Genomic DNA, 13203 nt, shown 5'->3' on the forward strand with positions numbered 1-13203 from the left:
GGCTTTCCCCCATGTGGTTCAAGAACCTGAAAATCTACCGCCTCTCCGCCCCCTGGTCCCTCCTGGGCGATGAATTGGAGGCCGCCCTGGGCCGCCAGGCATTCAAACCCGGCACCAATCTGGAAATGCAAAGCCTGGGCTGGATCCCCCCGCGCGAAGGCGGCGGCCTGGCCCATGTCGTGAACGGCCAGATCCTGCTGGCCCTGCGCGTGGAATCCAAGCATCTACCGGCCCGCGTCATCAACCAGACCGTCAAGGCGCGCGCCCAGGCAATCGAAGAGCAGCAGGGCTACAAGCCCGGCCGCAAGCAGATGAAGGAAATCAAGGAATGCGTGACGGACGAACTTCTGCCGCGCGCCTTCAGCGTGTACCGCGATACTCGGGTGTGGATCGACCCGCGCAACCGCTGGCTGGTGATCGACGCCGCCGCCTCGTCCAAGGCCGATGAAGTCATCGGCCTGCTGGCCAAGTGCATCGGCCCCTTCCCGCTCGAGAACCTGTACGTGGCGCAGTCGCCCGCGTCGGCGATGACCGGCTGGCTGGCCGAAGACGAGGCCCCGGTCAACTTCTCCATCGACCAGGACACCGAACTGCGCTCCTCGGGCGAAAGCGGCGCGGCCATCCGCTACGTCAAGCACTCCATCGACGCCGACGACGTGCGCCGCCACATCCAGTCCGGCAAGCAATGCACCCGCCTGGCCATGACCTGGGCCGACCGCATCTCGTTCGTGCTGACCGAGGGCCTGGACATCAAGCGCGTCGCTCCCCTGGACGTGCTGAAGGAAGGCAACGACACCATCGCCAGCAACGACGACGAGAAATTCGATTCGGACATGGCCCTGATGACCGGCGAACTGGCAAAGCTGCTGGCCGAACTGGTCGACGCCCTGGGCGGTGAAAAGAAGATCTAGCCACCCTTGTGCAGGGGTAAGCCGTCGATGAACGCCTTGCCCCGGACCTCGCCGTCCTCATAGGCCGAATCAGGATCCGGGAATGGCATGCCGTTCCCCACTTCTGCCCAGTCCGTTCCTTGTGGTTGCACCGTTACGTGCGCCCGCCACAGCCCCGACAGGGATCCCGGCGTCTCCCCAGTGATCTCATGTACTCGGACATATACACGGCAACCCCGGTATTCGAATTCTTTATCCATGGCCCCTCCGTAGTAGGTGCCCAAATCGTACCCCAACGAGGTATCCCCGTGACCGACCAACCCACCGCCCCCGTTTCGTTCCGGCAGAAGATCCTGTCCAAGGAAATCAAGCGCGCCCACGCCATGCAGGTCCGCTACGAGGATCTGCACGTCGAACCCGACTTCAACCTGCGTACCCCTATCGAACTCCTGGAAGGCGAGGAACGCGAAGCCGCCGAGGAAGACGACAAAGCGCTGTTTGAACACATCATGGCCGGCGGCAAGGTTCCACCGCTGGAGGTCCGCCCCCGCCCCGGCGTAGGCGTGTGGATCGTGGACGGTCACCGCCGCCATGAACAGATAGGCCGAGCAATCGCAGCCGGCGCGCCGCTCCAGGACGAGGATGGCATCGTCTGGATTGACGTTGTGGCATTCGTGGGCAACGACGCCGAACGAACCGCCCGCGTTATCAGCAGCGCCAAGGGCCGCCACCTCCGCCCGCTTGAAATCGCTTTCGGCTACGCCAAGCTGGCCGGCTTCAGGTGGGACAACGACCGCATCGCACGCCTGGACCAGGTGTCGCCGCAGTGGGTCGCAAAGATGCTCACCCTCGCCCATGCCAACAGCGATGTACACGCCCTGGTGCGCTCCGGCGCGGCCAAAGCCTCCACCGCCATCGAAGCAATCGCCAAGCATGGCGAAGCCGCCGGCACCTTCCTGCAAGCCCAGCTTGAAAAGGCCAAGGCTGCCGGCAAATCCAGGGTGACGCCCAGCAGCATCCACGGTCGTGTCCTGCCCCGCAAAGTCGTCTCCCCGCTCATCATCGGCGTGGACAAGTTCATGGGCGGGCTGACGGCTAAACAGCGCGTCATCCTGCTGGACACGCTAGAGGGGCGCGTAGCGGACGGAACCATCACGGTAAACGCCAACGATCTCCTGGATCTGTTCCAGGCGCACGGCGCCGTGGAAACTGTCCGCGCCAAACGCGCCGAGAAGGCCGCCAAGGAAGCGCAGCAAGCCGCCCTCGATACACAAGCCCCTATCGACCTCGCGCAGGAGGAGGCCACCGCATGAACGCCACACACAACACAGCCCGCCAGATCCTCGGCTGGTACTGCGAAGGGTCCTTCCCCGCCCTCTTCACCGATTCCGTGGCCGTGGCAAAGCGATGGTTGGAACACGGTCACAAGGTGTGCGAAGTCATCCGCAGCACCGATATCGCTCCAACTGCGGGCGATGCACTGACCGATGCCGCGCGCGACGTGCTGGCCGAGCGCCAGCGCCAGATCAGCGCCGAGGGCTGGACGCCGGAGCATGATGACAACAACACCGCCGAGCAGTTGGCACTTGCGGCAGTGTGCTACGCGCTCCCCCAGGGCGACTACACAATCCCCGATCCGCCCGAATTCTGGCCGTGGGACGTCGCATGGTGGAAGCCCGGGGATCGCCGCCGTGAACTCATCAAAGCCGGAGCCCTGGTCCTGGCCGAGATTGAGCGCCTGGACCGCGCCGCCATTGCCGCCCGGCAGGGAGGCAATTAATGCGCCGCTTCCTATTCACTTACTGGACGCTCCCCCTCTCAATCGTCGCATGGACTTCATGCGCCATCGCAGCGGCGATCCTACAACAGCCGATCCACGCCAGCGTGGCCCTTGCCGCCCTCATCTGCGTATGTGCCCTCACCCGGCACACCTGGAGGCAATTCATGCTCAACACTCGACTCCCCGCAGTCTCCAACGCGCCCCCGATCCAGGCCGCCCCCGTCCAACGCGACAGCGACGGCTACTGGACGCACCCGGCACACCCCGCTTTCGGTGAGGACCAGGACGAGCAAGCGAGCGCCTGGTTCGCGGCACAGCAGTTGGAATATCACGTCGCCTATCTGGAAAGTGAACCCGAGGACCACCCCGCAGCCTTGGCGTACTGGAGCGATGCCGGCGATTCCAACATCAGCACCTGGGAACCGCCCCGCCCCGAGGGCGAAGGCTGGTTTGTCCTGTCCATCCACGACACCGAAGACTGGGGGCCGGTCTGCGTCTGGGTCCGCCGCGCCGCCCAGCAGGGCAAAGGCGGTGAGGCATGACAAACGGCCTCGATGTCCTCAACGAGTTCACGAAGGAGGAAATCATCGCCTTCGTGCGTGAAAAGGGGTTCTTCCTGCGCATCAGTCGCCGAGACCTGCTTTTCATCCGCTGGAAGACTGCTAGCGAGAAGCTGATGGCCGACTTCGATGCGGAGCTTGCCCGCTGGGCAACTGACAAACCCGACTTCGCGAAGCGCGACGCCCTGGCCGTCCAATGTAACGCGACCACCGACATCCAAGAAAAGATCCGGCTGCTGCGCGAGATCGAACCCTACGACAAAGCTCTGCACGACCACCTGATGCGAACAAGAAAGCTGGACGCCCGGCAGAAGGCGGTTGACCGCATGTATCGCGACATTGAAAGGGAGGCAGCATGAAGCGCATGACGCTAGAGGAGTTCCAGGCCGCTTGCGTGGCCCAGGCGCCCAGTAGCGAGTTGACTACCGTGAAGTGCCCGATGTGCGGCACGTTGCAGAACGGACTTGACTTCATAGCGGCCGGCGCGGGTAAGGGTTGGGGCGACGTGGCGCGGTATGTCGGCGTTGACTGCGTCGGGCGCTTCACGGGCGCAGGATCGCCCCGAAAGGAACCCGACGGCCGGTCCTGCAACTGGAGCCTGGGCGGGCTGTTCAAGACCCACCGAATGGTGGTGGTGACGCCCGACGGCATCGAGCATCCCCATTTCGAGCTAGCAACCCCCGCGGAAGCGGCGGCGCATCACGCCACCCAGGGCAAAGGAGACGCCTGATGGCTACCGACCGCCAACCGTACAAGCGCCAGGCGCGCGACGAATACGACATGAACCTGCCCGAAGGCAAGACCTGCGGCGACTGCGTGCACTTCCGCCGCTGCAATGGGATCTACGGCCTCATCGCCGCTGATGAGGTCTGCGATTGGACGCCGTCGCGGTTCAGGCTGAGCGCCGCCATTTCTAGCGAGGGCGGGAGGTGAGTATGGGAACGCTGACTCAACTAACGGGAAATGCCTGTCACCTTTGAAGCCCAGCTCATATTCAGGTGATCGCTATCCCGCAGAAGCCTCGCCTTCTCCTGCATCAACGCGGCGAACGCTGGGTTCGTGTGGTCGGATTTCGCCACGGGACTCATCACAATTTTGTCAATGTCGATTTCGATGGCTTCGAGGCGATCATTTATGAGCTTGCTCTGCAAGAAATAATTCGCCTCTTCGACGCTGGTTACGGTCGACGGTATCAAGCCTCTCTCGATCGCATCACGCAGAGATTCCAAAGTTCCCACATCACCCCCATTTTGCACGGCCATTTCCCTCTCCTTGATGAGATTAATAACGCTGATCATATCAGCGCTCCTCAATGGGCATCATCTTCGCTATTAGGAATCAGCATGACCGACCAGAACAACGCCGCCCAGGCGGCGCCCCAGCAAGCTGTCCTGACTCGGGAGCAGATCGGGGAACTCTATAAAGACTGGGTTTGCGTCTTCGGAGTAAACACCGGCAGCGCCGAGCTTTGTATTCGCGAGATTGAGGCCGCTGTGCTGTCCGCGCTACGCGCCCCTGTAGCAGATGAGCGGGATATCTGGCTGGTCTGCCTCTCGCGCGAGTATTACAACGGTGGCGACCGACCGCTGCTGGCCGTACCGACCGAAGCGATGGCCCAACAAATCGCCGCCGATCTGCAACAGTATTGCCGCGACCTCCACGAGCGCTTAGATGCCAACAACTGGTATAACGAAGCGGATCCGGAGATATCGAACAAACTCTATGAAGAGTCCGAAGCGTTGTTCGCTGCCGCGCAATTTCCCCATGGCGTCAAGCTTGACCGCTACGACTTGGATAATGACTTCAGCTTTTGGCCATTGTCCCTGAGTGGCGCTCCCGCGGCCCTGGCAAGCGCCCCTGTAGCCGGGGAGGCGCAGCCCGCCAGCATCACGTCGCGTCGGCTCAGCGGCGTCCTGTCGATGGATGGCGCCAGCCTGCACATGAAACCTGACGGTAGCGGGCAGATCATCGTCGCCGAGGAAGATTTCACCTTGGAGGATGACCGAAGCGAAGGGCCGGACGGCCCCCAGGGAGGCGTTCATTGGGTAGCATGCCTGGCCGCCAGTGAAATGGACGCGCTACTGGTTTACCTGAACGGCCATGCCCGCCCATCTGATGACGCTCTGTGGGATCAGACGCTGACCGAGCGCGACGAATACCACGACATGGCCGACAAGCTGGCGAATGCCATCGCCGACCATCTGCTGGTAGAAATCGGTGAGCACAGCAGCAGCAACTGCCCGTGGATGCGCGCCCTGGAAGCCATCGAGAATGCCGCGCCCCAGGCAATGCCGGACGACGTGCGCCGCCAAGTTATTGCGGAGTGCCGCCGCGTGATCGGGTCGACGGATGGGCGAAAGGAGCCGGCCGCGCAGGCATTGGCTCACTGGGTGTCAGCGAAGCTGCGCGCCGCGCCCCGGGCCAGCGCAACCATAACGCACTATGAATGCGGACCTTACAACGGGGACGGCACATATGAGGCCGTGCCTGTGTACGCCGCCCCCCCCCTGGCCAGCACCGGGGACGCGCGCAGAGCCTTGGGAGGGTATCAGACCGATTCTTTCCGCGTCCTCAAGACCCACCCCGCACCCGCGGCGGCCAAGGACGGCCAGCAGCGCGCCAGGGATGTGTCGCCCCTGCTCGCCCGCGCGCTGGACGAGTGGCACGAGGACGACGGCCCGGTGATGTGGTGGGCCTGGTGCGGGCACGAATGGGCGGGTGAGGCGCCCTGGTGCGGTACGCCGCACTATCAAGACTGGCCCGGCTACCACACGCACTGGACACCGATTGCGGGGTTTCCTGCCACCCCGTCCCCGCAATCGGCAGCTATTCGAAATTCTCTAATAGCTGATCCTTCCGGAGGGCTGCCCACCCAGCATACCGATGGAGGCACGGTCTATGAATGACATACAGCAACTTGCCGCCGCCCTCGGCAATCGGGACTGGAAATGGTGGGATTCCTGCTCGTTCCGCCGGCTGACGTTCGAAGATGGGCCCGACCGACGCGACGGCGGCGCCCTGCACGGCACAGTCCACCCCTTCGATCAGCATCCAGACGTTGCAATGGCCCCTGGAGTGCGCGAGTTCATTGAGGCGGCCAGCCCCCAGGCTATAGGACGCCTCTGCGAGCAACTGGCCCGTGCCGCATCCCACCTTCAGGAATGCGCCCACGTCATCGGCCAGGAACGACCGGACCCGATGCGCACATCGCGGGCATACGCCGACGCCATGGCGTTCCTTGTCGAAATCGGGAAGGTTCCGGAAGCCCACTCGATGGCCCATAAATATTGCGCTAGTCGCATCTATGAATCATTAATTGAGCAAGACAAGGAATGACCGAAGCAATCCAGCGCCTGCTGGACACCACAAAGAAGCACTGGATACAGCCCGCCTAGCGCGGGCTTCGTTTTGGAGGCGATATGGATGATCCCATCCTATCCGATGCCGCGTTGAAACGGTTGACCGGCTACACGAAGGCAGCAGCCCAGCAACGCGTCCTCAATGAGTACGGCATCCCCTACAGGGTCGTACGCAAACACACCATTGTCTTGGTCACGCATGTGACCGCTTGGGTGGAAGGCCGGGAGGTCCCGCGCCATTCCGCCCCCAACCTCTCAGCAGTGACATGACCAATAAGTATCCAAACCTGCGATCCCACACGCGCAAGCGCAAGAGTGGGCGGGTCGTCACGTATTACTTTTACGACCGCCGCCAGAATGGCGAGCCCGATATCCCGCTTGGAACCGACTATGAACAGGCAATCGCAAAATGGGAGGAGATCCGCAAAGGCGGCCCTCGCATCGTCGGAACGATTGAAGAGGCGTTCGCAGCCTGGGAAGGCGACAAGGAAGGCGGCCTGCCGTCCTACCAGAACGCCGAAACGCGGGCTGGATACATCAAATGCCTGAAGAAGCTGCGGCCGGTGTTTGGCGCCGCCACCTGGGAATCCGTTGAGTTGGTGCACCTTACGGGCTATCTGCGCCGGCGTACCGCGAAGACGCGCGGCAACCGGGAAATGGCCCTTCTTCAGATTGTTTGGAACTGGGCGCGCAAGGAGGGATACACAGCGGTCCACTGGCCGGCGGCAGGGCTTGAGAAGTCGCGCTGGAAGAACCCAGAGAATGCGCGCGAATTCGAAGTTACCGATGATCTCTTCGAAGCGGTCTACCAGGCCGGCGATCAGGTGCTGCAAGATGCCATGGATATCTCGACGGCTACGGGCATGCGGATCAAGGACACGATAAACGTACCCCTGCCGGACGGCGATCTGCTCCGCCTACACGCCAACAAAACCGGGAAGAAGGCCGACTTTGACTTGTCACTGTCGGAGATCCTGCCGAGCCTCATCAACCGCCGGCGGGCCGTCCGCGCTCATCACCTGATGTTGCTCAGCACGCCGACAGGCCGGCCGGTGACTTACACGATGCTCCGCAACCGCTGGGAGTTCGCCCGTGAATGGGCCGCTCTCAACGTGGCTGCGGCTGGGGAAACGGAGCTTGCCGAGCGTATCCGGGCAATGATCCTCCGCGACATGCGCAAGCGCGCGGGCGACCTGTCCGAAAGCGACGAAGCCGCAAGTCAGTTGCTGCAACACAGCAGCGTCAACCTTACCCGGAAGCACTACCGCACGAAGGTCACGCGCCTGCGTCCGGTACGCTGAAATCCGTTCCGCGTTTGCCACCGCCCCCTACGATGGTCAGGGCAAAAAAATGCGGAACGGATTGGCTGAAAAGCCGCGTGAATCCTAGCAATCCGTACAGGACTCAAAATCCCCCGCCGCAAGGCGTGCCGGTTCGATTCCGGCCCCGGGCACCAAATATCCCTCTAGATTCATCTAGCGTAGAACTCGAAACCCGCATAAGCACTGGCTATGCGGGTTTTTTTGTTGTCTGAGGTAATCTATCGCCATCTACCGCCAGATACCGTCTGGTGACGGTAGTTTTGACGGTATGTTGCCAGTACCGACAACTACATACCGTCAAATGGGCCGTTCCCCTATGACGGAGCGTCTGCGCGGCTACCGTCACGTCCGCCGATAGACACCGTCAGGACTGCCCGCCATGCCGCTCACAGATACCGCCATTCGTCAGGCCAAAGCCACCGACAAACCCCGCAAGTTGGCCGATGGCGGCGGCCTATATCTGTTGATCAACTTGCAAGGCAAATACTGGCGCTGGGACTACCGTCACGCCGGCAAGCGCAAGACCATGGCCTTGGGCTTATATCCGGACGTATCGCTATCCCAGGCCAGAGATGGACACGCCAACGCTCGGGCCTTACTGGCGGCGGGCACCGACCCCATGCGAGCCAAGCGGGATGATCGCCGTGCTCTATTGCAGGCGTCGGCAAACTCCTTTGAAGCGGTAGCCCGAGCATGGATGGCGGAACGTGCATCCTTGGTGGCTGAGGATCAGAACAAGAAGACGCTGGCCCGAATGGAGAATGATGCCTTTCCATGGCTAGGCAACCGCGCCCTCACTGATATCGATGCACCCGACGTCTTGGCGGCACTTAAGCGCGTTGACGGCCGTGGGGCACGATACACCGCCCACCGCCTGCGCAGTGAAACCAGTCGCGTGTTTCGGTATGGCATCAAGCAAGGGCTGTGCAAAACCGACCCGGCCCGGGATTTGATCGGTGCGATACCCCAACCCGTGGAAAGGCACTTCGCTGCTATCACCAATCCCCCGGAGGTAGGAGAAATGCTCCGGGCGTTTGATGCGTTCTCGGGTACGTTCCCCGTGCTCTGCGCGCTCAAACTCGCCCCGATGCTCTTTGTTCGCCCAGGCAAGCTGCGCACCGCCGAATGGGCGGATATCGACCTGGAAAAGGGAGAGTGACGGTTTCATATCACCAAGACCGACACCGCCCATCTCGTACCGCTATCAAGTCAGGCCGTGGCGGTCCTGCGCGACCTCCACGCATTGACCGGCACGGGGCGGTATGTATTCCCGGGGGCGCGCAGCCGCGAACGCCCAATGAGCGGCGCGGCCATCAACGCGGCCTTGCGGCGGATGGGCTACGACACTCGGACGGTGATCACCGGCCACGGCTTCCGCGCGATGGCTCGCACCATCTTGCATGAAGAACTGGGCCAGAAGCCGGAAGTCATCGAGCACCAGCTCGCCCACGCCGTGCCCGACTTGCTGGAAGGCGCCTACAACCGTACCAAGTTCATCAAGGAGCGCCGCGCGATGATGCAGGCATGGGCGGACTATCTGGACGTGCTGCGTATCGGCGGCAACTTGGTACCGCTGTCACGGACGGTGTGATCTCAAAGGGAAGATTGGCAAGAGCGTCATCGGCCAGGGCAACAGAAGCAGAAATACCCGGCGATTCTTAAACTCGCCAAGCGAAAGCCGGCGAGTTTCCGCTTCTGCGCATTGCGCATGTGACAGGTATGCTGTACAAATAACCAGTAGGACCATTTTGTTCCATATTGTAAGGTCGATGTTCTAAGTTAAACATCCATCGTATGGAACAGATGTCATGTTAGATCTTCAGTACCTGAACATCGACCGTTTGGTCGTCCATCACATACCCAAGGCGATGGATAAGCAAGTTGCAACTCCAGGCGTTTCTACTGAAAGCGTCGCGCTTGAAGGCGACGGACTGGATATGTTTAATCGGCGAATCGCCGAGTCCTTAGGACACCGCTCTCACGGGATAAAGGTAGATTTTACCGAGCATGGGCCAGCGAGCTTTTTTCAAGAGGCTGCGGCGTCACTGGACCTGACGGAACAGGATTTCGTGACGCATTCGGCACGATTTGCTTATCGGCTGTGTCAAGCACAAGGGGTGCGCCCCTACACACCAAGTAAGTTGATCGTGATGGGAGGGAAGACAGGTGCTGCGCAACGTCCATTCTTCGCCGTGGTTAAGGCGGACATGCAGGATGCACTGGCGGAAAACGTTCAAGACGGTCGCACAACAGTCGCCTATTTGAACAAGGTCTTTTTGACCGACAGTCAGCGCCTGTTCAAAATCGGCTTTGTTCAGCAACTTCCCGCCCTGCCAGGACGCGCGGAAGATGGCCAGTTTAAGAAAGAGGACTTTGCGGTTCACCTCTTTGATCATCTCGTGACAGGCACTGAGTCTCGCAATGCAGCTTTTTATTTTTACGGCACCTTTTTAGGGACTGATGTAGCGGCTTCGGACAAGCGGCTAACGCAAGACTTTTTCAATCTTACCCAGGAGTTTTTGAACTCGCGTGGATATTTGCCAGTTAAGAAGATAGAACTCGGGGAGGCGCTGCGCTCAGAACTGCGGAGCAATACCCAAACGGTAAGCGTCAAGGAGTTTGCGGATAAGTATCTCGATAGGGCCGAGTCGACCGAGTATGCGGCGTTTATGGCGCAACGTGCATTTCCCACGCACAGTGTCACAAAAAACACGGAGTACATCACTGCTCGCTTGCGCAGGCGACAAAAACTCGCATTTTCCAGTGGCGTGATGATTACGACACCGGCCGATAAGATCGCACTAGTCACTGTGGGGGATGCCATTGACGGCAAGACCACTGTCACAATCGAAGGTACTGTTGAACGTCAAGAATGAACGCTGAACAATTCGCAAGCTGGTTGACCGAACACCGCCAAGTCTTGGAGACATGGGGGAAATTCGTCACGTCGGCCGTTTGCGAGCAGTTACAGCGTGAGATGAGCCCAGAGCACTACAGCAAGTTTCTCAAGATACGTCCTGAACCTCGAGTAAAGGAAGAAGCATCCGCCCTAAGGAAATTGGAGAAAAAGCGCTACGCGCATCCAGCCGTGCAAATGACAGACTTAGTGGGGGTGCGCTTCGTAACTTTGTTGCGATCGGATCTTGAACTGCTCGACAGGGTAATAATTCGTTCGAACCAATGGTCTTGCACGAGGGACAGACATTTCGAACAGGAGGTATTCGCAGATCCCGAAGTATTTGACTATCAGTCTGTCCACTACGTCGTGAGATGCCCAGAAGATACCGACATTGATGGAGTCTTGGTGCCAGCAGAGACTGCGTGCGAAATTCAAGTCCGCACACTCTTGCAACACGCTTATGCTGAATTGGTGCACGATAGGGTGTACAAGCCTTCTGTGCGTGTACCTGTGAATGCGAAGCGTATGGTGGCGCGTTGCATGGCGCTGATGGAATCCACAGATGATTTTTTTTGCCAGGCGGTGCAGGAGATAGATGCTGTCGTCTCCACGCGCGAACAGCTCCTTCGCGTGGCGCGCGAGTCTTATGAACTCCTGGGTCTTGGGCCCGGCGTCGAGATGCCCCACTTAGCTGCACATTTGATCGACACTTATCTGCATCTGTTGGACACGGCGCAGCAGTCGGAAATAAAGCAGTTCTCCAGCATCACGATTCTGCGAAAGCGTATAGTTGAAAGGGCTGCCACGCGTGAGTTTTTTGCCGAACCCGTCTGTTTGTTGGTGTATTGGTTAGTGAAAAACCATCATCCCGAGGTAATGGACAGGTGGGATCTACCTGGATATCAGGTGGACCTTGAATCCATTTGCAGTGACTTGGGGATGTCCGGCAGATAGTTATGCCCCCCAGTTGCGCAGGCGCTGGCCCTCGTAGGCAAAGCCCCGGGGGCCCCTCCAAAAGGAGGTCAGACAAGGGTAATTCGAACCCGGGACGCTCGCTAGTCAGGGGGCGTTCATAGGGGGTAATAATAATATTTACCCCAGGCCCAGGATTCATGCGGGTTTCCGAGCGATCAACCATCTCTTACCGCTTCACGGCGGCGATGGGGGGGGTTATATCCGACAAGGCACGCGCCGCCCCTGCCCTTGCATCTTTCGACGCCCCCCGTGAACAACGCTCATCTGGTGTCCTGTTTTTTTGTCCAGTATCATGCAGGGGCGTTCAGATTCATCTTTGCCAGCGCCTAGGCTGATCCCCGAAAAGCCGGAACGTCCACCGGCTTGGCGCTGGCTCCTATTCCTTGGACGGCGCATAGGACGGCGCGAGTATGACGGAACAACAAACAACGGAAGAGGTGCAGGCTGACATAAAGATCTGGAACAGCCGCGAGGAACTGTGGGCCGCCGAAAAGGCGGTTCGAGAAAAAGTGGGGGCGCTGGCCCTCCAAAGGACCTTGGAGATGGGGCTGCCGTCCGCTATCGACCTAGTGAAGGCGTTGAATCATCTTGGCCCGGCGACTGCCAGAGTCTACGACGCCGAACTCACTCGGCTAGATGGAGCCTTCCAGGATGAGCTACCGCAATTTGTTGCGTGCGCATACGCCGCGTATTGGTACGCTGCGTGGGATGGCGCTTGCTGGTTCGAACTATCCATCATCAGCGGCACTATATTGGACAACGATTACACGCGAAGCCACACCACCCCAAAGGGCTATCTTGCTCACAACGGTGGCGGGGGTAACGTGATGCTCAACGTGTCTTTAGACGAGCAAAAAGCCCTGTTCTCAGCCATGCTTCGCACCACCCATGCCCCCAGGTTGAAGGCGCTACTTGAGGGCGATGAAGAACGACTGATGGGTAACCTTCTGTCGGCGGCGTCGTGCTATTTTTTTCACGAGGCCAATTCCATGACGGTGCGAGGTACTCCCCTCACCGAAATAATGGATGCGGTTTGCGAGGCACACGATTTGAGAGTGCAAGCCGACAGTTTCGACGCGTGGAATAACGCATATGACTGTGCACGCGAAGACCCTGACCTTCAAAGCGACTTGCGCCGGGCTCAAGCTAGAGCCGGGGCTCTCGCGAAATTGTCAGCCGACCCAAAGCAGCGCGACAAAGCCCTGGTGCGTGAGTGCTGGCAAGCCTGGCAGGCCAAGCCGGAAAGCTACCCCAGCCAAGCGGCGTTTGCCCGCGACATGCTCACGAAGTGCGCCCATCTGGTGAATACGCGAACCGTCGAGGATTGGTGCCGCGAATGGGGCAAGACCGCCGCTTTGTCATAGTCGGCCTGCTAGCTGACAGCGCCCCCAGCTAGCTCGCCCATCAGTCAACCAGCA

At 60.1% G+C, this 13203-nt stretch carries 16 protein-coding genes and 1 pseudogene; 15 read left to right on the forward strand and 2 right to left on the reverse strand.

Going from position 1 to position 13203, the window contains the following annotated elements; translation table 11 throughout:
• Positions 1–11: 11 nt before the first annotated feature.
• Complete coding sequence (locus AVE30378_RS10980; RefSeq protein ID WP_129240892.1) at positions 12–911, forward strand: recombination-associated protein RdgC; 900 nt, start codon at positions 12–14, stop codon at positions 909–911.
• On the opposite strand, the gene AVE30378_RS10985 is transcribed toward AVE30378_RS10980, so the two are convergent.
• Positions 908–1150 carry a hypothetical protein gene (locus AVE30378_RS10985; protein WP_129240893.1) on the reverse strand — a complete coding sequence of 81 codons (243 nt, stop codon included), beginning with the start codon at positions 1148–1150 and terminating at the stop codon, positions 908–910. The genes AVE30378_RS10980 and AVE30378_RS10985 overlap by 4 nt on opposite strands.
• Before the next feature lie 48 nt (positions 1151–1198).
• Here AVE30378_RS10985 and AVE30378_RS10990 point away from each other — a divergent pair, with 48 nt between their 5' ends.
• The 6 genes from AVE30378_RS10990 to AVE30378_RS11015 all read left to right on the forward strand — a co-directional run bounded on the left by AVE30378_RS10990 (position 1199) and on the right by AVE30378_RS11015 (position 4163).
• Positions 1199–2203, forward strand: a complete 1005-nt coding sequence (locus AVE30378_RS10990; RefSeq protein WP_129240894.1) for a ParB/Srx family N-terminal domain-containing protein — start codon at positions 1199–1201, stop codon at positions 2201–2203.
• Entirely contained in the window at positions 2200–2670 is a 471-nt protein-coding gene (locus AVE30378_RS10995; protein WP_129240895.1) for a hypothetical protein, read from the forward strand. The genes AVE30378_RS10990 and AVE30378_RS10995 overlap by 4 nt, the downstream gene beginning before the upstream one ends.
• A gap of 164 nt (positions 2671–2834) precedes the next feature.
• The gene (locus tag AVE30378_RS11000) at positions 2835–3212 is read left to right on the forward strand and encodes a hypothetical protein (protein ID WP_129240896.1); all 378 of its coding nucleotides are present in this window, start codon (positions 2835–2837) and stop codon (positions 3210–3212) included.
• Positions 3209–3589 carry a hypothetical protein gene (locus tag AVE30378_RS11005; RefSeq protein WP_129240897.1) on the forward strand — a complete coding sequence of 127 codons (381 nt, stop codon included), beginning with the start codon at positions 3209–3211 and terminating at the stop codon, positions 3587–3589. The genes AVE30378_RS11000 and AVE30378_RS11005 overlap by 4 nt, the downstream gene beginning before the upstream one ends.
• On the forward strand, positions 3586–3960 hold the full coding sequence (locus tag AVE30378_RS11010) for a VVA0879 family protein (protein ID WP_129240898.1): 375 nt from the start codon (positions 3586–3588) through the stop codon (positions 3958–3960). The genes AVE30378_RS11005 and AVE30378_RS11010 overlap by 4 nt, the downstream gene beginning before the upstream one ends.
• On the forward strand, positions 3960–4163 hold the full coding sequence (locus AVE30378_RS11015) for a hypothetical protein (protein ID WP_129240899.1): 204 nt from the start codon (positions 3960–3962) through the stop codon (positions 4161–4163). The genes AVE30378_RS11010 and AVE30378_RS11015 overlap by 1 nt, the downstream gene beginning before the upstream one ends.
• Before the next feature lie 20 nt (positions 4164–4183).
• On the opposite strand, the gene AVE30378_RS11020 is transcribed toward AVE30378_RS11015, so the two are convergent.
• On the reverse strand, positions 4184–4528 hold the full coding sequence (locus AVE30378_RS11020) for a hypothetical protein (RefSeq protein WP_129240900.1): 345 nt from the start codon (positions 4526–4528) through the stop codon (positions 4184–4186).
• Between the two features lie 45 nt (positions 4529–4573).
• Here AVE30378_RS11020 and AVE30378_RS11025 point away from each other — a divergent pair, with 45 nt between their 5' ends.
• The 8 genes and pseudogenes from AVE30378_RS11025 to AVE30378_RS11060 all read left to right on the forward strand — a co-directional run bounded on the left by AVE30378_RS11025 (position 4574) and on the right by AVE30378_RS11060 (position 13149).
• Positions 4574–6136, forward strand: coding sequence for a hypothetical protein (locus tag AVE30378_RS11025; RefSeq protein ID WP_129240901.1), 1563 nt, complete (start codon positions 4574–4576; stop codon positions 6134–6136).
• The gene (locus AVE30378_RS11030; protein WP_129240902.1) at positions 6129–6566 is read left to right on the forward strand and encodes a hypothetical protein; all 438 of its coding nucleotides are present in this window, start codon (positions 6129–6131) and stop codon (positions 6564–6566) included. The genes AVE30378_RS11025 and AVE30378_RS11030 overlap by 8 nt, the downstream gene beginning before the upstream one ends.
• Before the next feature lie 83 nt (positions 6567–6649).
• A complete protein-coding gene (locus AVE30378_RS11035; RefSeq protein ID WP_129240903.1) occupies positions 6650–6859 on the forward strand; it encodes a DUF4224 domain-containing protein in 210 nt (69 codons plus the stop codon).
• A complete protein-coding gene (locus AVE30378_RS11040; protein ID WP_244235019.1) occupies positions 6856–7890 on the forward strand; it encodes a site-specific integrase in 1035 nt (344 codons plus the stop codon). The genes AVE30378_RS11035 and AVE30378_RS11040 overlap by 4 nt, the downstream gene beginning before the upstream one ends.
• A 400-nt stretch (positions 7891–8290) precedes the next feature.
• Positions 8291–9502: pseudogene (locus AVE30378_RS11045) on the forward strand (tyrosine-type recombinase/integrase).
• 217 nt (positions 9503–9719) lie between these two features.
• A complete protein-coding gene (locus tag AVE30378_RS11050) occupies positions 9720–10787 on the forward strand; it encodes a nucleoid-associated protein (RefSeq protein ID WP_129240904.1) in 1068 nt (355 codons plus the stop codon).
• Positions 10784–11764 carry a GTP pyrophosphokinase gene (locus AVE30378_RS11055; RefSeq protein WP_129240905.1) on the forward strand — a complete coding sequence of 327 codons (981 nt, stop codon included), beginning with the start codon at positions 10784–10786 and terminating at the stop codon, positions 11762–11764. Before AVE30378_RS11050 ends, AVE30378_RS11055 begins: the two co-directional genes overlap by 4 nt.
• Before the next feature lie 431 nt (positions 11765–12195).
• Complete coding sequence (locus AVE30378_RS11060; protein ID WP_129240906.1) at positions 12196–13149, forward strand: hypothetical protein; 954 nt, start codon at positions 12196–12198, stop codon at positions 13147–13149.
• The last annotated feature ends 54 nt before the right edge of the window (positions 13150–13203 follow it).

This window comes from Achromobacter veterisilvae, assembly GCF_900496975.1.
Lineage (GTDB): Bacteria > Pseudomonadota > Gammaproteobacteria > Burkholderiales > Burkholderiaceae_B > Achromobacter > Achromobacter veterisilvae.

Excerpts from the sequence above, each read along its gene's own strand:
- AVE30378_RS11010 (WP_129240898.1), top strand. The coding sequence starts at position 3,586 with ATGAAGCGCATGACGCTAGAGGAGTTCCAGGCCGCTTGCGTGGCCCAG.
- AVE30378_RS11060 (WP_129240906.1), top strand. The coding sequence starts at position 12,196 with ATGACGGAACAACAAACAACGGAAGAGGTGCAGGCTGACATAAAGATC.
- AVE30378_RS11035 (WP_129240903.1), top strand. The coding sequence starts at position 6,650 with ATGGATGATCCCATCCTATCCGATGCCGCGTTGAAACGGTTGACCGGC.
- AVE30378_RS11000 (WP_129240896.1), top strand. The coding sequence starts at position 2,835 with ATGCTCAACACTCGACTCCCCGCAGTCTCCAACGCGCCCCCGATCCAG.
- AVE30378_RS11015 (WP_129240899.1), top strand. The coding sequence starts at position 3,960 with ATGGCTACCGACCGCCAACCGTACAAGCGCCAGGCGCGCGACGAATAC.
- AVE30378_RS11020 (WP_129240900.1), bottom strand. The coding sequence starts at position 4,528 with ATGATCAGCGTTATTAATCTCATCAAGGAGAGGGAAATGGCCGTGCAA.
- AVE30378_RS11025 (WP_129240901.1), top strand. The coding sequence starts at position 4,574 with ATGACCGACCAGAACAACGCCGCCCAGGCGGCGCCCCAGCAAGCTGTC.
- AVE30378_RS11055 (WP_129240905.1), top strand. The coding sequence starts at position 10,784 with ATGAACGCTGAACAATTCGCAAGCTGGTTGACCGAACACCGCCAAGTC.
- AVE30378_RS11030 (WP_129240902.1), top strand. The coding sequence starts at position 6,129 with ATGAATGACATACAGCAACTTGCCGCCGCCCTCGGCAATCGGGACTGG.
- AVE30378_RS10980 (WP_129240892.1), top strand. The coding sequence starts at position 12 with ATGTGGTTCAAGAACCTGAAAATCTACCGCCTCTCCGCCCCCTGGTCC.
- AVE30378_RS11005 (WP_129240897.1), top strand. The coding sequence starts at position 3,209 with ATGACAAACGGCCTCGATGTCCTCAACGAGTTCACGAAGGAGGAAATC.
- AVE30378_RS10995 (WP_129240895.1), top strand. The coding sequence starts at position 2,200 with ATGAACGCCACACACAACACAGCCCGCCAGATCCTCGGCTGGTACTGC.
- AVE30378_RS11040 (WP_244235019.1), top strand. The coding sequence starts at position 6,856 with ATGACCAATAAGTATCCAAACCTGCGATCCCACACGCGCAAGCGCAAG.
- AVE30378_RS11050 (WP_129240904.1), top strand. The coding sequence starts at position 9,720 with ATGTTAGATCTTCAGTACCTGAACATCGACCGTTTGGTCGTCCATCAC.
- AVE30378_RS10985 (WP_129240893.1), bottom strand. The coding sequence starts at position 1,150 with ATGGATAAAGAATTCGAATACCGGGGTTGCCGTGTATATGTCCGAGTA.